This is a genomic window from Janthinobacterium psychrotolerans (assembly GCF_001677885.1).
Classification (GTDB): domain Bacteria; phylum Pseudomonadota; class Gammaproteobacteria; order Burkholderiales; family Burkholderiaceae_D; genus Janthinobacterium; species Janthinobacterium psychrotolerans.
The window spans coordinates 1-21,156 of the sequence record NZ_LOCQ01000041.1 but is presented as its reverse complement, the minus strand read 5'-3'; the positions used below and the strand labels follow the sequence as shown (position 1 = coordinate 21,156).

Below are 21,156 nucleotides of genomic sequence, written 5' to 3'. Positions count from 1 at the left end.
CGGTCCGCTGTTCTTAAAACTTCCGCGACACGCTCAATTTCGCATTGCGTCCAACGCCAGTGACCGCCTCGCTCAGATACGGCATGTAATTGTGGTTAAACACATTATCCACCGTCAGCCTCACCTCCGTCCCCCGCCAGAATCCACCCGTCCCATTCCACGACGCAAACAAGGTATGCAGCGCATACCCCTTCGACGGCGGCAAGCGATAGACATTCCCCACCGGCAGCACCCGGTCCTGTTTGGCGACAAACCGCCCCTGCCACCCGACCGTCGCGCCAAGATCAGCAAACCGCCAGCCCAGCCCCGCCATCAGCTTGTCCGGCGCCACCGTCGATACCGGTTCATTGCGTCCCCAGGGATCACGCTGCGAGCCCCGCCGCGAGCCGAACTGCGACGACAGCGACGCACTGGCAAACAGGCGCGGCGAGTTGTAATACGATTCGATCTCGACCCCCTCGGTACGCAAGCCGGCCAGATTGCGGTAGGAAGACAGGCCCGCCGGTAGCCCGGCGCCACTGCCCGGCACATAGCCTTCGACCAGTATCCCCAGGCGCGGACCGATATTGTCGTCCACCCGGTTCCGGTAGGCCGTCACGCGCAATTGCGCATCGTCGCGCTCCTGGAACACGCCCTGGCGGTGCAGCATCACGCCGATGCGGGCCGCCGTCACGCGCTCAACAAGCAAATCACGGCTGGTGCCCGGCGTATTCGAACCCAGGCGGGCCGAGACATAATATTCATTCGAATACATCTCGTCGATGGTCGGCGCACGCCAGCTGCGGCTCAAGTCGCCAAACAGCGCCAGCGCGCTGCTGGCCTTCCAGAACAGGCCCAGGCGCGGCGACCAGTCGGCATGGGTTTTTTCGCTGAAATCGTGGCCGGCGGCCGGCAAGGCGCTGTTGTAGCGCGACGCCACGTTCGGCACGCCAGCGGACACCACGCGGTCGTGGCGCAGCGCCGCCGTCAGGGTCACGTCGCCATAGGTGATCGCGTCCTGCACATACAGGCCGCGCGTTTCCTGGCGTCCGGACGGCATATAGTAGGGCTGGAAATAGCCGTAGTTGTAGCCGGGGTCCTTCAGCGCCGTCGACGACGGGTAGTACATCAGCGTGTCGCGCACGTTCTTGTGCCACTGCAGGCCCGTCATCAGCACGTGCGACAAGGCGCCGGTAGCAAACACGCTTTCATTGCGGATTTCGGCGATGCGGTCCACATACGAGGCCCAGCTTTCATTGCCGAGCGAACCCAGGTAGGAGCCCAGCGAAGCCGACGGCAGGCGCTTGTCGTGCTGGTCGGTGTGCGAATAGCCGGCGGTGGCCGTCAGCTTGACCCAGGGATTGCTGGCCGGTGCGTACTGCCATTTGACGGAATAGGTGTCGTCGTCCTGGTCGCGGTAGACGGCCTTGCGCTGCCATGCTTCTTCCAGGCCATAGCGCTTGATTTCCGCTTCGGTCGGCGTCGGCACATCCTCGCCCATGGCGGCGAACGGGCCCCAGCCGGTGCTGCCGCTTTGCATGGCGGTCAGAGTCAGCAATTGTTCCGGCGTCAAACGCACATTGAGCTTGACCAGCTTCGACGGCGCATCGATGGCGGAAAAGCGGAATGGCTTGCCGTCCGGTTTGCGCAGGTCGTCCGATGTGCGCTGCGTGGAAAACGCCATCACGTCGAAGCGGCCGTCTTCCGTGCGGCCATAGGCGGCGACCGTCACGTCGTCTTCCGCATTGTTGCTGTGGCGCGAATACTTGACGAAAGCGCCCAGCCTGGCGTCGCCTTCGAGCATGTCTTGCGCATCCTTGGTCTCGACCGTGATCACGCCGCCAAAGCCGCCATTGCCGTACAAGCTGGTATGGGCGCCCTTGTTCACTTCGATCTGTTTGATCAGTTCCGGCTCGATGAAGATCGAACCCTGGCGGTATTTTTCAAAACCCTTGGGTACGCCATCGAGGATGACTTTCACATCCTGCACCTTGTTGAAGCCCCAGATATTGAGGCTTTGGCCGCTCGGGCGCGCCGTGCCGGCCAGGTCGACGCCAGGCAAGGTGTCGAGCAGGGAGGCCACGTTGTCGGCCTGCTGGCGTTCGATATCTTCGCTGTTGATATACGAGCGCCCGGCTGTGCCGGCGCTGATGGCGTCGCCAAACACGCTGATGGCGGGCAGTTGGCTGTCGTTCGAGGTGTCGACCGCACCTGCCGCCCAGGCGCTGCCACAGGCGCCCAGCGCCAGGGCCAGCGCGGCCGCCATCGGAGTCGGCGCGCCTGCGCGCGCGGTATGCTTGGTGCTCAGTGTCATTGCGATCCTTGCCTGATGTTGCCTAAATGAAATTCGAGGCAGATCATACAATGGATGCGAATGATTCGCAATATCATTCATGGCGCAGTCAAGCGGGGTTGCCCATCAGCTCGGCACCAGCTTTCATGGCATGGGCGCACGTATGCACATCGTACGACGCAGCTGCTGGCGGCCCTCCCGTGTCACTGGCTACCAGGCAGCGCCAGCGCGACGCGCAAGGCTGCACGCAAGGCGGCCAGCAGCGCCTGCGGCTTTTGCGCCGGCTGCGCGCTGAAGATGGGCGCCTCCCAGTCCTGGCCGCGCACCGTCACCACGCGCAGGCGGCCCTGTTCACTCCAGGCCGGATACCAGCCGACATCGACGATATCGCCATTGGCGCAGACGATCTGCAGCAAGTCCTCGCCGAGGTCATCGACGAGGGCTGCCACCGGCTGCGCCAGGTCCAGCGGCGACAAGCTGTCGTAGGTGATGCGGGCTTCGCCCAGTTCCAGCACTTCGCCAAACAGCATGGTATTGATATTGTTCTCCTTTTGTTTCATGGCGCAGGCACGCTGTGATGGCGATGCCCAGCGTGTAGCCATGTGCGCGCAGTTGGGCTTCCAGGTCGGGGCCGAACACGCCGGCGCCAAAAGTGGCCAGCTGCGCCTCGCGGTCCAGGCGGCGCAGCGTCGCATCGCCTGCCTCCCAAGATATACTGTCTGACCGCCAGCGCAGGCCGCCACCATCACGAGGTATTGGTTTTTCATGATAATCGCATTGTTCCATCATGCCAGGCACTGACACCGTCGCCGCAGCCTATGTGCAGCCGCTGCTGGAAGCGGCCGGTGCGCACGGCATCGACAATGCCACGCTGGCCAGCGCGGCGGGCTTGCCCGAGAACGGCCTGACGCCGCTGCCGGCCGCCCTGCCCGCTGCCGCCTATGTGCGATTGCTCGACGCCGGCGCCATGCTGGCTGGCGACGCGCATTTCGGCCTGCACGTGGGCGAGCGCGTGCGCATGGGCACCTGCAGCGCCTACGGCCTGGTGCTGCTCAATTGCGCCAGCGTCGGCCAGGCGCTCGAGCAGACGGCGCGCTACGAAGTGCTGGCGCACGACCTGGGCCGCTGGTCGCTGCGGCGCGATGGCGAGCGCTTTCAATACCGCTGGGTCAGCCACTACCAGCACGCCAGCCGGCACCTGGTCGACAGCGTGTTTGCCGGCATCCGCGTCTGTGGCGACTGGCTGGCCGGCATGGCCTTGCCGCCGGCCGAACTGGCGTTTGCCCACGATGGCGGCGGCCAGGCCCTGCTGCGCCATGCCAGCCACCGCGACGAATATGTACGCGTGCTGGGCAGCCTGCCGCGCTTCGGCAGCGACGCCAACATCGCCACCATGGATGCGCAGGTGCTGGACTGGCCGGTGCCGAATGCCGACACCAGCCGGTACCCCTTGCTGCGCCAGCACGCCGAGCAGTTGCTGGCGCAGCGCTGCAGAGCCGCTGGCGCCGGAAACGGCATCGAAGAGCAGGTGCAACAGACGATTGCCGCCGGCCTGCGCCAGGGCACGGTGCGCCTGGCCACGGTGGCCGGCGAACTGGCGATGACGCCGCGCACCCTGCAGCGCAAACTGAGCGACGCCGGCACCAGCTTCCAGCGACTGCTCGACCAGGTGCGCTATCGCCAGGCCTGCGACTACCTGCGCCAGCCGGAGCTGTCGCTGGCCGATATCGCTTTTTTGCTCGGCTACCGGGAGCAAAGCGCCTTCAACCACGCATTTCGCGCCTGGGCCGGCACCAATCCCGGCGCCTGGCGCTTGCAGGAGCGCCTTGATGCGCGTGAATGATCTCTGTTTCGGTTTCTGGCTATACTGGCAGTGGCAAGTTAATTTGTATCCTCCAACCTGCAATGCAAAGGAAGAATAATGCAACTCAAGGACAAAGTCGCACTGATTACCGGCGCCGCCAGCGGCATCGGCAAGGAAATGGCCATTGAATACGCCAAACAAGGCGCCAAGATCGTGATCGCCGACCTGGCGCTCGACGCCGCCAGCAAGACGGCCGATGAAATCAGGCAGGCCGGCGGCGAGGCCTTTGCCGTCGCCATGGACGTATCGAGCGAAGAGCAGGTAGACAAGGGCGTGGCCGACGCCGTGGCCCACTTCGGCGGCATCGACATCCTGATCAGCAACGCCGGCATCCAGATCATCAGCCCGGTAGTCGACTATGCTTTCGACCAGTGGAAGAAAATGCTGGCAATTCACATGGACGGCGCCTTTCTCACCACCCGCGCCTGCATGCGCGCCATGATTGAGAAAGGCCGCGGCGGCGCCATCATCTACATGGGTTCGGTGCACTCGCATGAAGGTTCGCCCTTCAAGAGCGCTTACGTGGCGGCCAAGCACGGCCTGGTGGGCCTGGCCAAGGTGGTGGCCAAGGAAGGCGCGAAAGACGGCATCCGCGCCAACGTGATCTGCCCCGGCTTCGTGCGCACCCCGCTGGTCGACAAGCAGATCCCCGAACAGGCGGCGCAGCTGAACATCAGCGAAGAAGACGTGATCAAGAAAGTCATGCTGAAAGACACCATCGACGGCGAATTCACCACTACCCAGGACGTGGCGCAAACGGCCGTGTTCCTGGCGGCGTTTCCGTCGAATGCGCTGAGCGGCCAGTCGATCGTGGTCAGCCACGGCTGGCACATGCAATAAGTCGCCTCCGGAGCCAGGCAGGCGGCATCCGCCTGCCTGGCGATTTTTTGCGAAAGTCCTGTCTTGCATCTCAATACCTATCTGCATCCGCATCCTGGCCGCGCCGGCAGGCTGCTCGCCCGCGTGGCCAACAGCGGGCGCTGGGCCAACTGGCGCCACGCCGTCATGTCGCGCCTGCCGTTTGTCACCCTGGCCAGCGACGTGGTCGATGTCATTTACGTCAGCTGGCTGGTCGACGCCGGCGCCGCGCAGGCGCTGCTGCCGCCCGGCCTGGCTCTGCTGCAGCGCGATGGCCTGACGCCATTCACGGTGCTCACTTACCGCCACGGCCATTTCGGGCCCCGCATGGCCGGCCCCTTGCGCCGCCTGATGCCGTCTCCGCTGCAAAGCAACTGGCGGCTGTACCTGGATCAGGCACCAGCCGGCGCGCCCCAGGTGCCGACCGTGTTTTTCCTGAAAAACGTGATGGACAGCCTGCCGCATGCGCTGGCCACGCGATTGTTCAGCGATATCCTGCCGACCCACCTGGCAGCGAGCATGACGCATGGCGCCGATGAAAAAGCGGCCCATTGCGCCATCCTTGCTGGCGCCGGCAGCGCGCCAGCCTTCAAGGTTCAGGCGCAGGTGGCCGGCACCAAAGACCTGGACGACACGTGGCGCGCCATGTTCGGCAGCTGGGATAACGCCGTCGCCAGTCTGGCCTGCCAGGACGCGGCCGTCGCCCACGTGCCGCGCAACGGCAGGCTGGCGCTCGGTGAAATCAGCCTGCCGGTCGACCTGGCGCGGGTGCTGCCGCTTACCCCGCAATCTGCCGACTGCGCGCTGCTGGCGCAACTGCCGCCTTCGTCCCCGCCATTTGCCTTCCTGGTGCCTGCCGTGCCGTTCCTGGCGCTGTCCGAACAGCTGTTGTAGCGCTGCGCCGTTCGAGCCGGAACAGCGCCATCGCCTGTTCCAGCTGCAAGGTCTGGTCCTGCAGCGAGGCGGAGGCAGCAGCCGATTCCTCCACCAGCGCCGCGTTCTGCTGCGTCACTTCATCCATTTGCGTGACCGCCTGGTTGACCTGGCCGATGCCATGGCTTTGCTCGCGCGAAGCGGCGGCGATTTCGCCCATGATGCCATTGACGCCCTGCACCGCGCCCAGCATGTCCTGGCTGCTGGCACCGGCCTGTGCGGCCAGCCGCGTGCCCTCCTCCACCTGCTGCAAGGAAGCGGTAATGAGCTGCTTGATTTCGGTGGCGGCGGCGGCCGAACGCTGCGCCAGGCTGCGCACTTCGCCAGCCACCACGGCAAAGCCGCGTCCCTGGTCGCCGGCGCGCGCCGCTTCCACGGCCGCATTCAAGGCCAGGATATTGGTCTGGAACGCGATGCCTTCGATAATGCCGGTGATGTCGCCGATCTTTTTCGACGAGGCGTTGATCTCGTCCATCATCACCACCACCTGATCGACGATTTCGCCGCCGCGCCCGGCCAGGCCATGCGCCTTGCCCACCATCTCGCTGGCCTGGCCCGCGTTGCCGCTGTTCTGCTGGACCGTGGCGGCCAGCTGCTCCATGCTCGACGCGGTCTGCTGCAGGGCAGACGCCTGCGCCTCGGTGCGGCGCGACAGATCCATATTGCCGGCGGCGATATCGGCGCTGGCCGCGCTGATGCGCAAAAAATTGCCGCGCACGTCGCCGACGATGGAATGCAGGTTGACGCGCAACTGGCGCAAGGAGCGCAGCAACTGCCCCATTTCATCGCGCCGCGTGGTGTCGATCTCGCCCGTCAGGTCGCCGCCGGCCATGATGTCGCAGGCCTGGCGCGCCTGCTGCAAAGGCAGCAGCACGGTGCGGTGCAACACGCTCCAGAAATACAGGGTCGCCACCAGTGCGGCCACCGACAAGGCCGTCAGCCACGGCCCGGCAGATGCGGGCAACACATCGGCATTCCAGGCCAGCTGCAGCAGCAAGGCCAGGCTGATCAAGCCCAGGTTCCAGCCGATGCGCTTGCCCAGCGCCATGTCGCGCAAACCGGCGGCTTTCGCCAGCCAGCCGGTACGCACGGCCGCGCCCTGGCTGATCGCCATGCCGCCGGCCTGGCCGGCCTTGATACGCGCATACAAGGCAGCAGCATCGGCCACTTGCTGGCGCGTGGGCTTGGTACGCACCGACATGTAGCCGATCGCCGCACCATCTGCCACCACCGGCGTCACGTTGGCCAGCACCCAGTAGCAATCGCCATTCTTGCAGCGGTTCTTGACCATGCCGCTCCAGGAGCGGCCCGAACGGATGGTGGACCAGAAGTCGGCAAACGCTTCGACCGGCATGTCCGGGTGGCGCAGGATGTTTTGCGGCGCGCCGATCAGTTCCTCGGCCGTATAACCACTGATGGCGATGAAGTACGGATTGGCGTAGGTGATATTGCCTTGCAAGTCGGTAGTCGAAACAATGGTCTCGGTATCGCTCAGGTTGATTTCGGTATCGGTGACAGGAAGGTTGAGTCGCATGGTCACATCCTCAAGAGTGGCCCGTACAGCACGGGTAAGCGGATAACGGACTGGCAGCAGACAATTTCGGCTGGCCTGGTCTCCATATCTTAATATTTTATTGCCAATAAAATAGAAAAAATTTCATTCCTGCCGACAACTCGCATTGGCGGTGGCGGCAGTGCCACTATTGATTTACTTGGCGTTCATCACATATTAACGCAAATAAATCGATTATCTTAAATATATTGTTTTTTTAATTTTGAAATATTTATTTTGTGGCCATTGAATTTTATATAGATAAATATTATTATATTGATAATATTTATGGCCTTGCGCGATACGCGCAGCACGTGCGGCATGCGCGTTGCCTCGACGTCATGGGGGATAGTCATGGCGTAGCGGGACACCGCCCGCATGACTTCAGCGGGGGAGCGGCCAGCGCTACCGGCGCTGGGAATGGGCGGCAACATGGCCGCACTAGCGTTGCTTCAACGCAACACGTAACGCCATTTGCCGTTCTCGAACGCATAGCTCATCTTGGCGGAGATCTTGATGGCCTGGCCCGGCACGGTGAGCACCACGTCGCAGCGAACCAGACCCGTCTTGCGCATCACCTGGCAGTCATCGATGGAGGTGATGTCCATGGTGGTGGCCGCTTCATTCATCTGCTTGTCCTGCGCCGCTTCCGGATCTTTCGCCATTTCCGCCTTGGCCCAGGTGCGCAGCAAGGCGACCGCTTCGGCCGGCTGCGGACCAGGAAAGCGCGCGTCGCGGCGCTCGACGCCGGCCCACAAGCCATTTTCCTGGCGCAGCGGCAGCACCGTGTAGCCTTCGTTCATGCCGGCGCTCATGCCGACCAGGCAGACGGTTTCCCCCTGCACTTCCGGCGAAGGCTGGCAGCCCGACAGGCTGTTGACCTTGACGGCGATCGGCACACTGGACTTTGTTTTCGCCACGCCCGCAGCGACGGCGGCGTGTATCTGTTCCAGGGTCGGCGTCGCGGCCGCCTGCGCGGCGCTGAAGGAAAACACGGTGGCAAGGGTCAGGGCAAAAGTCGTCAGGCGCATGGTTCAATACTCATATGAAAAAAGAAACGTAGTCTAACAGCCATGGTTTTCAATCCCGTTCCGATTGGAAACAATTGTAGATAACCAACTGGCCAGGACCGTTCGGCCACCGCTGGTCAACACCGGCGGCAAGCTCGTCTTTGTTGCTATCATGTCGGGCTGCCGGCGGGACTGCCGGCCAGATCGATCTTGAACATGACAGGAGTTTGAATGAGTTTACGTCTGCTGCTCTTGGGAGCATTCAGTGCCGCCATGGCCACCACCGCCGCCACCCCGGCGCTGGCCGCGCCGCGCGGTTTTACCGTCGAAGACATGGTTGCCATGGAACGTGTCGGCAGCCCGGCGCTGTCGCCGGACGCCACGCGCGTGGTCTACACCGTGCGCAGCACCAACCTCGACAAAAACCGCGGCAACACGCAGCTGTGGATGATCGACCTGCGCGCGCCGAACGCCGCGCCGCGCCAGCTCACGCGCGGCGAGGCCAGCGCCAGCGATCCGCAATGGTCGCCCAAGGGCGACACGATCTACTTCCTGTCCGGCCGCTCGGGCTCGTCGCAGGTGTGGCAGCTGCCGATGAACGGTGGCGAAGCGTCGAAGGTGACCGACCTGGCGCTCGACATCGACACCTACCGCCTGTCGCCGCAGGGCGACCGCCTGGCCTTCAGCATGGGCGTGTTCCTCGATTGCGCCGACATCGCCTGCAGCAAGAAGCGCCTCGACGAAAAAGCGAAAAACAAGGCCACCGGCATGGTCTATGACCAGCTGTTCGTGCGCCATTGGGACACCTGGGCCGATGGCCGCCGCAACGTGCTCTATTCCGCGCCGATCGACGCCAGCGGCAAGGTCAGCGCCACGCCGGTCAGCCTGAGCGGCACGCTGGACGGCGACGCGCCATCGAAACCGTTCGGCGACAACGGCGAATACCACTTCAGCCCGGACGGCAAGACGGTGGCGTTTTCGGTGCGCGTGGCCGGCCGCACGGAGTCGTGGTCGACCAACTTCGACGTCTACACCATAGCCGCCAGCGGCGGCGAAGCGCCGCGCAACCTGACCTCGGACAATCCGGCCTGGGATGCGAAAGCGACATACTCGCCGGACGGGCGCACGCTGGCCTACGTCGCCATGACCAAGCCAGGCTTCGAGGCGGACCGCTTTCATCTGGTGCTGATGGATGTGGCCACCGGCAAGAAGCGCACCGTGGCCGACGACTGGGACCGCTCGATCGCCGACTTCCGCTGGACCCCGGATGGCAAGGCCATCCTGGCCACCGCCGATGACGTCGGCCAGCACCGCTTGTTCCAGATCGACGCCGCCAACGGCAAAGTGTCGGCCCTGACCGGCAAGGGCGCGGTCGGCGAATTCGACGTGCGCGGCAATACCATCGTGCTGACACAGGCCAACCTGGCCTCTGGCGCGCAGCTGTACCAGCGCAAACTCGATGCGAAGTCCGAGTCGGCGCCGATGACGCAGCTGACCAAACAGAATGCGCAAGCGCTGGCCGACGTGCGTTTTGGCGAATACGAGCAGTTTTCGTTTGCCGGCGCCAATGGCGAAACTGTCTACGGCCATGTGATGAAGCCATGGAACGCCAGGGCCGGCGAAAAGTATCCGATCGCCTTTCTGGTCCACGGCGGCCCGCAAGGCAGCTTCGGCAACAGCTGGAGCTACCGCTGGAATCCGCAAGTGTATGCGGGCGCCGGCTACGCCACCGTCTTTATCGACTTCCACGGTTCCACCGGCTACGGCCAGAAGTTCACCGACTCCATCAGCGGCGACTGGGGCGGCAAGCCCCTGGTCGACCTGCAAAAAGGATTGGAAGCGGCGACACAGAAATTCGCCTGGCTGGACCGCGAACGCAGCTGCGCCCTCGGTGCGTCGTACGGCGGCTACATGATGAACTGGATCGCCGGTAACTGGCCGGACGGTTTCAAATGCCTGGTCAACCACGACGGCGTGTTCGACAACCGCGCCATGTACTACTCGACCGAAGAGCTGTGGTTCAACGAGTGGGAAAACGGCGGTACCTACTATGACGCGGCAGCCAGGCACGAACAGTTCAACCCGGTCAACTACGTGAAGAACTGGAAAACGCCGATGCTGGTGGTCCAGGGCGACCTGGACTTCCGCATCCCGACCACCCAGGGCCTGGGCACCTTCACCGCGCTGCAGCGCCAGAACGTGCCAAGCAAATTGCTGGTGTTCCCGGACGAGAATCACTGGGTATTGAAACCGGCGAACTCGCTGCTGTGGCATCACACGGTGCTGGATTGGTTGAATACTTATACGAAAAAGTAAGTGGCATGTGTCGGATTACGCGCTGCGCGCTAATCCGACCTACGCTACCTGCCATCGATCGTAGGTCGGATTAGGCGGGGCCGCCGAGGCCGCAGGCCGTAATCCGACACCACCACTCAATACGTATTGAGCGCCTTGGCAAACTTCACGATCCACAGCCGTGCCGGACGCTCGCGGTCGTCGCCACGGGCCACGCGGATGGTGTTGGCGGCGTTGCAGCCCACCGCGCTGCTGGTGACGATCACGCCATTGGCGTCCACCACGCATTTGGTGACGTCGGCGCCCTGCACTTCCACGCCGGCCGCGTCAAATACCTTGGTCTTCATGCCGAAGTCGTTGTCGTTGGCCAGCGCAATGGTCGAACCGTCGATCAGTGTCAACCCTTCGGCTTTTTCCGCCGCCCAGCCAATCGCGTTCAAGTCCAGCAGCAGGGTTTTCTTCATCGCTTTCACCTGCGCCCAGTCGGCGCCGTTCACCGCCGCGCCGGCCATGCTGCTCTTTTCCAGGTCCGAGGTGGCCGCGTTAAAGCCGGCTGCCGAAATATCGGTGGCCGCGTTCAGGTCGACCAGCATCAATTTATTGAACACCTTGCCCGAGGGCGCGGCGCCCTGCTCGATGACGAGGAACTTGCCGCCGCCGAGCGCCACCATGTCACCCAGCTTGGCGTTGCCGGTACGGCCATCCTGGTAGTCTTGCGCGTCGAGCGGATAGGCGAACATCTTGCCGCTGGTGCCAGTGGCGGGGTCGAATTCGATCCAGCGCGTAAAGCGCGCATAGCGCTCGATCAGCTCCGACTTTTTGGTCACCGCATAGGTGGCGCTGCCGTCCGTCAGCGGGCTTTGCAAAAAGGCGTACAGCTTGTCGTTCGAGGCGTCGAGCGTCATGCCTTCCATGCCGCGGTTGGCGCGGCGTTTGGCGAACAGCGCCGGCAAGCCCTTGCCCGGTTCGTACTTGGCCTGGATCAAGCCGGTGGCCGCATCGAGCTTGATGATGAAGGGGCCGTATTCGTCCGAGACCCACAGCGCATTGCGCTTCTTGTCGACCACGATGGCTTCCGAATCGAGGCCGCCCGCATTGAAGACCGCCTTGCTGGCGGCGTCATACTTCATGACGTCCATCACGGGAATCTCGGCCGAATTGCCGACCGCGCCCACCGGCACCGGCAGGCCCGAGGTGTTGACGCTGGCGCTGACCTTGATCGGCGTGGACGACGCCAGCACGGCGCCGTTCTTGCCCACCGTGATGACGCCAAACGCCGGGGCGAAGCTCGGCGACGGGAAGATCTTGCTGCCGATGGTGGCGCCCTTGACGTTCGGGTCCGGCACCAACGGACCATCGCCGTTCGGGCCGCGGTCGGTCAGGCCATAGAATTCGAGGTCGCCATTGGCGTTTGTCCCCTTGAAGGCCAGGCCGGAGCCGTACGACGGCAGGAAACCGTTCGGGAACTCGCTCTTGACCTTGGCATTGGCGCCTTCGTACGGCACATAAAAACTGTTGGCGGCCTGGATCTGGTAGCGCGTGACCGTCACTTTCACCTCGCCCAGCGGCGTGGTTTGCGTGAGCGACTCGTTGACGGGCGCGCCCACTTTCGAGGCCAGGGTGTCTTCAAAGTGCTCGCGCACCAGCGCGCGGCGTTCGCTGTCGACCGTGCGCGCCGCAAATTTGGCGCCCAGGGTGGCCAGCTGCGCGGCCAGCGCGGTATTGAACGTTGCCGGCGCGGCGGCAAAATCGAGCGTCTTGCCGGCCAGCGCCGTCTTCACATCACTGGTGATCTTGATGCCGTTCGACGGGTCGCTGTCATCGTCCAGCAGTTGCAGCGCCAGCAGGCGGTTGACAACCTTGTCGTCGGCCACGCTGGTGCTGGCGGCCAGGGTCAACGGCGTGACGACGGGGCTGCACAAGGTGGCGCCCAGCACCACGCCGCCGGCGCTGAAGGTGACGTTGTCGCCGGCGTTGCACGTGAATTCGCCCTTGGCGCTGGTGCTGGCCCTGGCGGCGGCGCCAGCCACGTAGTCCAGGCCTTCGACGGCGCCGTCGAGGAACACCCCGGTCATGGCGACTGGCGCAGCTGGTGCGTCATGACTGTCGCTGCCGCCGCAGGCGCTCAGGCCAACGCTGGCGGCAAGCGCCAGCAGGCGCAGTTTCGGAATGGTGTTGACGGCGTGCTTCATCGGTTTCCTCAAGGTAGGTGAGATCAGAACCGGGAAGCCTACCGTGTCGAAATGACAAGCGTATGACAGCGTTGTCACGATGGAGGCGCCGCTGCGACAGCTGGGCCGGGCGGCCCGCCGATACCGCCAAAACGGCCATCGGCCTGGCGCCGGAACTCTTTCGGCGTCACCCCCTTGACCTGCAGGAAGCGGCGGTTGAAATTGGCCACGTTCTGGAAGCCCACGTCATAGCAGACGTTCGATACATAGTGGTCGGTGTCCATCAGCAGCTGGCAGGCCTTGTTGATGCGCAGCCGGCTGATAAAGTCGGTAAAGCTGTTGCCGGTCGCCTTGCGAAAAAAGCGCGAGAACTTGCTGAGCGACATGCCCACCTGCTCGGCCAGCATCTCGGCCGAAATCGGCTCGCGGTAGTTTTCCGTGATGTAGTTGAGCACCGAGTTCACCTTGGCCAGGGTGGCGTCGTCGTCATACGAACGCAGGGAAGCGGTCGACAGCAGCCGGTAGTTGGCGGTGCGCGCCAGGGTCACCATCAGCTGCACGAAGTGGCCGAAACGCTCGGCGCCATGGGTGGCGCGGATGCGCGCCAGGTGTTGTTCGGCGTCACGCCCCATGTCGAAGAACTCCACGCCATAGCTGGAGCGCTCCAGCAGCGGCAGCAGTTCGCGCAATTCGGGAATCACGCGCGCGGCGCCGGCAATCGGCGCATGCGAAAACTGCACGATCATGTCGCGCAGCGGTACGCCGCCTTCAGGCACCATGGTCGAAATCCAGTTGTGCGGCAGGCGCGGCCCGGTCAGCACCAGGTGGCCGGGCGAAAATTCGCCGATATAGTCGCCGACGAACAGCCGCCCGCTGGTGGCGACGATCAGGTGCAGCTCGTATTCTTCATGGCAATGCCAGCGCACGCGCGAGCTGGGATAGCCGTGTTCCAGGTAATTGATGATGCCGTCGTAGCTTTCGCGTTCGAGCTCGGGCGGCTTGCGCTCGATCTCGCGCTGCGCATCCTTCAGCCAGGTCTGTTCCATGCGGGTCTCGTTTGCCGGTGTCGTTTATTGTCATGCGGTCTGCCGCTATCGTCCAATGTACCGCAAAATGAACTGAAAGTCCCTACTCCTGTACACCGAAGCGCCCCAGCGCCTGCTGTCGAAATTCCTTCGGCGTCATGCCTTTCAGTTCCAGGAAGCGGCGATTGAAATTGGCGACGTTGTTGAAGCCTGCCTCGTAGCAGATATTGCTGACGTAATGCTCGGTCTCCATCAGCAGCTGGCAGGCCCGGTTGATGCGCAGGCGATTGACGAAATCGGTAAAGCTGTTGCCGGTGGCGCTGCGAAAAAAGCGCGAAAAGGTGCGCTCCGGCATGTCCACCTGTTCCGCCAGTTCCCTGAGCGAAAACTGGCTGCTGTAATTGTGGACAATATAATTGATGGCCGAACTGATGCGCGCCAGTGCGGCGTCGTCGTCGCTCGACTGCATCGGAATGGTCGACAGCAGCTGGTAGTCGCTGGTCTGCGCCAGTTCGCTCAACAAGGTCAAAAACTCGATCAGGCGCGGCAGGCCGCTGCTGTCGCGGATGCGCCGGAAGCGCCGCAGCGACAGCTCGCTGACATTGAAAAACTCGACCCCGTGCAGGGCGCGCTGCAGCAGCGGAAACAGGTCCTTCAGTTCGGGCATCACGGCCGCCATGGCCGCCAGCGGCGGATGGGCAAACTGGATCACCATGTCGCGCAGCAGCACCCCTTCGGGCGGCGTGCCCAGCGAGACCCAGTTGTGCGGCACGCGCGGCCCCGTCAGCACCAGGTGGCCCGGCGCAAACTGGCCGATATAGTCGCCGACAAAGACCTTGCCCGAGCTTTCCACGATCAGGTGCAGCTCGTACTCGTCATGGTAATGCCAGCGCACCAGCGAGTTCGGAAAGCCGTGTTCCAGGTAGCGGATAAAACCGTAGCTGCCCTTCGGTTCGAAACCGGGCGTGGCATCGCGCTGCCGCTCGTGCTCCACCTGCGGCAGCGCATAGTCGACTTTTTTGGGCGTGGCGCACATGGCCCCTCCTTCAGGCGACGGCCTGGTCGAGCGCGCGCCGTGCACCCAGGTTGTACAGCCCCTCCAGCGACAGGCTGACCGCCCCGGCGAACGCCGGCGTGTCGGACAGTTCGCCGAACAGCTCGCGTAGTGACAGCAGCGCGGTGGCGTTCGCGCCGCCATGCAGGGCCAGTTCGCGCAGGCGCACGCCATGCGGATCGTTGAGCGGCATGTCAAGACCGTTGTCGTCATGGCCTTCCAGGTAGCGGAACCAGCAGGCCACCGTAAAGGCCAGCAGTTCGATGGCGCCGCCCTGCGCCAGCGCTTCGCGCACCGCCGGCAGCACGAATTTCGGTATCCGCGCCGAGCCTTCGGTGCCGATGCGCGCCAGCTGGTCGCGCACCGCCGGATTCGAAAAGCGCTCGATCAGCGTGTCCTTGTAGCTGGCCAGATCGATGCCCTCGACTTCTTCCAGCAGCGGCGTGACCTCGTCATCCATCATGCGCCGCACCAGTTGCCGGATGCCGGCATCGGCCATCGCTTCATGGGCGTAGGTGTAGCCGAGCAGCATGCCGATATAGCACAGCGCCTGGTGGCTGGCGTTCAAGAGGCGCAGCTTCATTTTTTCATACGGCAGCACGTCGTGCGTCATCTGCGCGCCGACCAGCTCCCAGGCCGGACGGCCATGCGGGAAGGCGTCTTCGATCACCCACTGGCGAAACGGCTCGCATACCACCGGCCAGGCGTCGATGATGCCGAAAGTATCACGCACCAGCGCGCGGTGCTCGTCGGTGGTGGCCGGCGTGATGCGGTCGACCATGCTGTTCGGGAAAGCACAGCCGGCCTCGATCCAGCCGGCCAGTTCGCCATCGACCAGGCGCGCAAACGCCAGCAGCATGGTGCGCGTGACGTCGCCATTGTTTTGCAGGTTATCGCAGGACATGACGGTAAACGGCGCCAAGCCGCGCGCGCGGCGCATGGCGAGCGCGGCCAGCAGGTAGCCGAACGAGCAGCGCGGCGCTTGCGGCTTGGACAGCTCATAGACGATATCGGGGTGGCTGGCGTCGAATTCGCCGGTGCCCTGGTTGACGTAGTAGCCGCCTTCGGTAATCGTCAGCGAAACGATGCGGGTATTGGGCGCGGCCAGCTTTTCCAGCACCGCCCGCGGGTCTGCCGGTGCATGCAGATACTCGCCGATGCAGCCGATCACGCGCGCCGTGTCGCCCTGCGCGCTGCGCTCGACGACCGTGTACAGGCAGTCCTGCGACTGCATCGCGTCGCGCATGGCCGCGTCGTGCGGCAACAGGCCCACGCCGCAATAGCCCCACTCGGCATGGCCCGGCAGGGCCAGCAGCTCGTCCAGGTACACGGCCTGGTGGGCGCGGTAAAAGCCGCCCACGCCGATATGCACGATGCTGGGCGTGAGCGTGTCGCGCGCATAGGCGGGCCTCTGGATATTTGCCGGCAGCTGGGCCAGCGTGGCTTGATTCAAGGCGATGGCGTTCATTTCACACTCCCTTCGCGCCGGCATAGGTCTTGCCGTCGCGGTCAAAATAATGGACAAATCCCGGTTCGAACGTCAGTTGCGTCTGCTGGCCCGGTTCCAGGCTGCTGCGCTCGGCGCCGCGCGACACCACTTGCACGTTGTTGGCCATGCGCACATAGGTCAGGGTTTCCACACCCAGCGATTCCACCAGCTCGACGGTGACCGGCACGCTGCCCGGCTGCGCCGCGCCCAGGTGCACATGCTCGGGGCGGATGCCAACAAAACCGTCGGTCTGGCCAGCGCTGCCCGCCTGCGCCAGCAATTGCGGCGCGGCGGCGGCCGGCACCACATTCATGCTCGGCGTGCCGATAAACTGCGCCACAAAGCGGTTGGCGGGCCGGTCGTACAGCTCCAGGGGCGAGCCATGCTGCTCGATCTGGCCGTCGCGCAGCACCACCACGCGGTCGGCCAGGGTCATCGCCTCGACCTGGTCGTGCGTGACATAGATGGTGGTGGCGCCCAGTTCGCGATGCAGCTTGGCGATCTCGATGCGGGTCTGCACGCGCAGCGCCGCATCGAGGTTCGACAGCGGTTCGTCAAACAAAAACACTTTCGGGTCGCGCACGATGGCGCGGCCGATCGCCACGCGCTGGCGCTGGCCGCCGGACAGCTCCTTCGGCGTGCGCTCGAGGTAGCGGCCCAGGTCGAGGATGGCGGCCGCCTTGTCGACTTTTTCGCGGATAATCTTCGGGTCGACGCCAGCCAGTTTCAGCGCGAACGACATGTTCTGGAACACCGTCATGTGCGGGTACAGCGCATACGACTGGAACACCATCGCCAGGTCGCGCTTGGACGAAGGCAGGCCGGTGATATCGCGCCCGTCGAGCGACAGCTTGCCGCCGTCGATCGGCTCCAGGCCGGCGATCAGGCGCAGCAGGGTCGACTTGCCGCAGCCCGACGGCCCCACAAACACGACGAACTCGCCCTGCTTGATTTCCAGGTCGATGCCCTTGATGGCGCGGTGCTCGCCGAAGAATTTTTCGATATTGCTCAGTTGAAGATAAGCCATGATGTCATCCTAAATTTACTTAACAGCGCCGAAGGTCATGCCTTGGACCAATTGTTTTTGACAGAACCAGCCCAGCGCCATGATCGGCGCGATCGCCATCAATGAGGCGGCCGACAATTTGGCCCAGAACAGGCCTTCCGGGCTGGAATACGAGGCGATCAGCCAGGCCAAGGTGCCGGCGTTCGAGGCGCCCAGGTTCAGCGACCAGAACGATTCGTTCCACGACCACACCATGCACACCAGCGCGGTCGAGGCGATGCCGCCCACCGACAGCGGCAGCACCACGTGGCGGAACTCGTCCCAGACGGTGGCGCCGTCCATGCGCGACGCTTCGAGGATTTCACGCGGCAGCTCCTTCATGCTGGTGTACAGCAGCCAGATCATGATGGGAAGATTCATCAGCATGAACATGATGGTCAGGCCGATGCGGGTATCTAACAGGCCGAAGTACTGGTAGCAGATATAGATCGGCATCAGGGCACCCACGCCGGGCATATAGCGCGAGCTGAGCATGAATTTGAGCAGGCCGATGGTGCCGCCGGTGGGGAAGAACGCCATCGAGTAGGCGGCCGGTATCGCGATCAACAAGCCGATGGCGGTCGAGACCACGCTGGTAAACAGCGAGTTCCAGGCGTAGCCGAAGTAATTGTCGCGCGCCAGCACTTCGCGAAAGCTGTCGAGGGTGGGCGTGAAAAACAGCAGCGGCGGCGTGGAAATGGCCTGGCCTTCCGTCTTGAAGGCCATCAGTCCCAGCCAGAAGATGGGAAAGAACAGCAGCAGCGCGAACAGCCAGGCGGCCACCGTGCGGCCATACAAAGCAACTTTATCGTGCATGGTGGTCTCCTTATTTCGACAGGTTCTTGCCGATGACGCGCATCAGGAAGAAGGCGGCAATATTAGCGATCAGCACGGCGAACAGCGCACCGGCGGACGCGGCGCCCACGTCGTACGACAGCAGTGCCTGCTGGTAGATCATGAAGGTGATGGTGGTGGTGTCGAAGCCGGGACCGCCGCCGGTGGTGGTAAAGATTTCGGCAAATACCGACAGCAAAAAGATCATCTCGATCATCAGCACCACCGACACCGCGCGGCCCAGATGCGGGATGTAGAGGTAGCGCAGCTGCTGCAGATAGTTGGCGCCATCCATGCGCGCCGCTTCCAGCTGTTCGCGGTCCATCGATTGCAGCGCCGTCATGAAGATCAGGCAGGCAAACGGCAGCCATTGCCACGACACCATCATGATGATGGACACCAGGGGATGGGCCGACAGCCAGTCGATCGGCGTGGCGCCAAAGAAGATGCTGATCTGCGCGAACAGGCCGTAGATGGGGTTGAGCAGCATGTTCTTCCACATCAGGGCATTTACGGCCGGCATCACCAGGAACGGTGAAATCAGCAGCACGCGCACGATGGCGCGTCCGGGGAACGCTTCATTGATCAGCAGGCCCAGCGCGGCGCCCAGCACCACCGTGATCAGCATCACGGAAAACAGCAGGGTAAAAGTATTCTGCAATGCCGGCAAAAAGGCGGCATCGGTAAAGAAAAAGTGGAAATTGTCGAGGCCATGGAAAGGATGGCCGCTCGGATCGAGCATGGAATAACGCACGAAGGCGTAGTACAGCGTGATCAGCAGGGGGATGACGGAAATGACGGAGACGGCAACGACTGCCGGCGTCAGCAAGGTCCGGGGGATAATGCGTTTCATAGTGTTCTCTTGGGGCGTGGGAGGTGATCGCCCAGGCTTGCGCCAGAGCTATCACCTCACCTGTTTTACAAAGCAAACTACACGACCAGGACGGTCTTATTTGTAGTAGCCGCCCTTGCGCATCTCGCGTTCAGCCGTCTGCTGCGACAGTTCCAGCGCCTGGTCCACGGTCACCTTGCCCAGCAAGGCAGCCGCCATCTGCTGGCCGGCGGCCACGCCGATCACCTGGAATTCGGGAATCGAGGCGAACTGCACACCGACGTAAGGCGATGGCAGCAAGGTGCTTTGCACGTTGCGGGTGGTGGTCAATGCCTTGCCCTCGGCGGCGGCGAATTTCGCCACTTTCTGGAATTCCGGGTTGGCGTAGGTCGACTTGCGCGTGCCGGTCGGCACGTTGGCCCAGCTGGTTTCCCTGGCGACCAGCTTGATGTAGTCGGGCGAGGTAGCCCAGTTGATAAAGCGTTGCGCTTCGTTCGGATGCTTGGAACTCGATGGAATGGCCAGCGACCAGATCCACAGCCAGTTGGCGCCGCGCTCGGTGGTGCCGACCGGCGACTGGGCAAACGCGACCTTGTCGGCCACCTTGCTCTGTTTAGGATCGGTAATGAAGGAGGCGGCGATGGTGGCGTCGATCCAGATGCCGCACTTGCCCTGGTTGAACAGCGCCAGGTTTTCATTGAAGCTGTTGGCGGCCGCGCCCGGCGGGCCGTATTTTTTCATCAGATCGACATACATGTTGACCGCGTCTTTCCACGGCTTGCTGGTAAATTGCGGCTTCCATTTCATGTCGAACAGCTGGCCGCCAAACGAGTTGGCCATGGTGGTAATGAGCGCCATATTGTCGCCCCAGCCCGGCTTGCCGCGCAGGCAGATGCCGTATACGCCATTGGCCGGATCGTGGATCCTGGCCGCCACGTCGCGCAGCTGGTTCCAGCTGGGGCGGTCTTCGATCGTCATGCCGGCTTTTTTCACCAGGTCGCTGCGGTACATGATCATCGAGCTTTCGCCGTAGAACGGCGAGGCGTACAGCTTGCCGTCGCCGGACAGGCCTTCGCGGATCGACGGCAGCAGGTCGTCGATGTCATATTTGGCGTCCGGCTGGATCGGGATCAGCCAGTTTTTCTTGCCCCAGATCGGCGTTTCATACAGGCCGATCGTCATCACGTCGAACTGGCCGCCCTTGGTGGCAATATCAGTGGTCATGCGCTGGCGCAAGATGCCCTCCTCCAGGGTCACCCACTTGAGTTTGATATCGGGATTGGCCTGCTCGAAGAACTTGCTGAGCTTTTGCATTTCGATCATGTGACCGTTGTTGACGGTGGCAATCACGAGGTCGGTGGCGGCGGCAGCGGACGTGCTGATGGCGAAGGCGCCGGCGCACAGCGCGGCAATGGCGATACGTTTCATTGATGTCTCCAGTGTTTTTTGTCGTTGGTGGTGCCAGAAACAGGTCTGCGTTGGCACCACGACCACAATGTATCACCGGAGTTTGATACTTTCTGATACTTCAAAACCGCAATTCAATACTCTTTTGCAGCTTGTCAATGCGCAAGAGTATCGACATTCTCAAAAAACAACACTCTGCAAGAAAGTATCAACACTTGTAGCTTTTGTATCAGGGTCGGAAAAAAAGCGCTGCTAGACTTTGTTCTGCGGCATGAGACCGCGCAACGCACCAGGGCTTCCCTGCGTCGTTCAACATAGTGACCTTGGAGACAGCATGAATCGCACTGCACTGAAATCCCTGCCGGCCGCCCTTACTCTCGCCTTGCTGGCCATCGCCAGCGGCTCGGCCATGGCAGACCCGATGTACCCGACCGATTCCGAAGGCTTCCACGGCTACCTGCGCGCTGGCGCCGGCAGCAACACCTCCAGTGACGGCGGCTCACAAGGCTGCTTCG

16 protein-coding genes and 1 pseudogene are annotated in these 21,156 nt (G+C 63.1%); 5 read left to right on the top strand and 12 right to left on the bottom strand.

What is annotated here, in order from left to right; translation table 11 throughout:
• Nucleotides 1-13: 13 nt before the first annotated feature.
• Both ASR47_RS03580 and ASR47_RS03575 read right to left on the bottom strand, forming a co-directional pair.
• A complete protein-coding gene (locus ASR47_RS03580) occupies nt 14-2,293 on the bottom strand; it encodes a TonB-dependent receptor domain-containing protein (protein WP_065306397.1) in 2,280 nt (759 codons plus the stop codon).
• 182 nt (nt 2,294-2,475) lie between these two features.
• Nucleotides 2,476-2,832, bottom strand: a complete 357-nt coding sequence (locus ASR47_RS03575) for a hypothetical protein (protein ID WP_065306396.1) — start codon at nt 2,830-2,832, stop codon at nt 2,476-2,478.
• A 227-nt stretch (nt 2,833-3,059) separates the two neighbouring features.
• Here ASR47_RS03575 and ASR47_RS03570 point away from each other — a divergent pair, with 227 nt between their 5' ends.
• The 3 genes from ASR47_RS03570 to ASR47_RS26880 all read left to right on the top strand — a co-directional run bounded on the left by ASR47_RS03570 (nt 3,060) and on the right by ASR47_RS26880 (nt 5,888).
• Nucleotides 3,060-4,115: a helix-turn-helix domain-containing protein gene (locus ASR47_RS03570; protein WP_065306395.1), complete on the top strand. Its 1,056-nt coding sequence runs from the start codon at nt 3,060-3,062 to the stop codon at nt 4,113-4,115.
• 78 nt (nt 4,116-4,193) lie between these two features.
• Nucleotides 4,194-4,976, top strand: coding sequence for a 3-hydroxybutyrate dehydrogenase (locus ASR47_RS03565; protein ID WP_065306394.1), 783 nt, complete (start codon nt 4,194-4,196; stop codon nt 4,974-4,976).
• A 63-nt stretch (nt 4,977-5,039) separates the two neighbouring features.
• On the top strand, nt 5,040-5,888 hold the full coding sequence (locus ASR47_RS26880) for a DUF2071 domain-containing protein (protein ID WP_065306393.1): 849 nt from the start codon (nt 5,040-5,042) through the stop codon (nt 5,886-5,888).
• On the opposite strand, the gene ASR47_RS28120 is transcribed toward ASR47_RS26880, so the two are convergent.
• Nucleotides 5,773-7,461, bottom strand: coding sequence for a methyl-accepting chemotaxis protein (locus ASR47_RS28120; RefSeq protein WP_082988721.1), 1,689 nt, complete (start codon nt 7,459-7,461; stop codon nt 5,773-5,775). The two genes, ASR47_RS26880 and ASR47_RS28120, sit on opposite strands and share 116 nt — an antisense overlap.
• A gap of 470 nt (nt 7,462-7,931) precedes the next feature.
• Nucleotides 7,932-8,510, bottom strand: a complete 579-nt coding sequence (locus ASR47_RS03555; protein WP_065306392.1) for a hypothetical protein — start codon at nt 8,508-8,510, stop codon at nt 7,932-7,934.
• Nucleotides 8,511-8,720: 210 nt separating this feature from the next.
• Between ASR47_RS03555 and ASR47_RS03550 the strand changes: the two genes are divergently transcribed.
• Entirely contained in the window at nt 8,721-10,805 is a 2,085-nt protein-coding gene (locus ASR47_RS03550) for a S9 family peptidase (RefSeq protein ID WP_065306391.1), read from the top strand.
• Between the two features lie 116 nt (nt 10,806-10,921).
• Here the strand turns inward: ASR47_RS03550 and ASR47_RS03545 are convergent, their stop codons facing one another.
• The 8 genes from ASR47_RS03545 to ASR47_RS03510 form a co-directional block, all read right to left on the bottom strand.
• Complete coding sequence (locus ASR47_RS03545) at nt 10,922-12,976, bottom strand: esterase-like activity of phytase family protein (protein ID WP_065306390.1); 2,055 nt, start codon at nt 12,974-12,976, stop codon at nt 10,922-10,924.
• Between the two features lie 74 nt (nt 12,977-13,050).
• Nucleotides 13,051-14,001 (bottom strand): helix-turn-helix domain-containing protein, encoded by a 951-nt coding sequence (locus ASR47_RS03540; protein WP_065306389.1) that lies wholly within the window; start codon nt 13,999-14,001, stop codon nt 13,051-13,053.
• A gap of 82 nt (nt 14,002-14,083) precedes the next feature.
• Nucleotides 14,084-15,016, bottom strand: a complete 933-nt coding sequence (locus tag ASR47_RS03535) for a helix-turn-helix domain-containing protein (RefSeq protein ID WP_065306388.1) — start codon at nt 15,014-15,016, stop codon at nt 14,084-14,086.
• 10 nt (nt 15,017-15,026) lie between these two features.
• Nucleotides 15,027-16,502 carry a mannitol dehydrogenase family protein gene (locus tag ASR47_RS03530; RefSeq protein ID WP_150127677.1) on the bottom strand — a complete coding sequence of 492 codons (1,476 nt, stop codon included), beginning with the start codon at nt 16,500-16,502 and terminating at the stop codon, nt 15,027-15,029.
• A 1-nt stretch (nt 16,503) separates the two neighbouring features.
• A complete protein-coding gene (locus ASR47_RS03525; protein ID WP_065306386.1) occupies nt 16,504-17,550 on the bottom strand; it encodes an ABC transporter ATP-binding protein in 1,047 nt (348 codons plus the stop codon).
• A gap of 15 nt (nt 17,551-17,565) precedes the next feature.
• A complete protein-coding gene (locus ASR47_RS03520; RefSeq protein WP_065306385.1) occupies nt 17,566-18,384 on the bottom strand; it encodes a carbohydrate ABC transporter permease in 819 nt (272 codons plus the stop codon).
• 10 nt (nt 18,385-18,394) lie between these two features.
• On the bottom strand, nt 18,395-19,255 hold the full coding sequence (locus ASR47_RS03515; protein ID WP_065306384.1) for a carbohydrate ABC transporter permease: 861 nt from the start codon (nt 19,253-19,255) through the stop codon (nt 18,395-18,397).
• A 96-nt stretch (nt 19,256-19,351) separates the two neighbouring features.
• Nucleotides 19,352-20,662: an ABC transporter substrate-binding protein gene (locus ASR47_RS03510; protein WP_065306383.1), complete on the bottom strand. Its 1,311-nt coding sequence runs from the start codon at nt 20,660-20,662 to the stop codon at nt 19,352-19,354.
• Nucleotides 20,663-20,975: 313 nt separating this feature from the next.
• Between ASR47_RS03510 and ASR47_RS26400 the strand changes: the two are divergent.
• Nucleotides 20,976-21,156, top strand: a pseudogene (locus ASR47_RS26400) (carbohydrate porin); the annotation flags it as partial.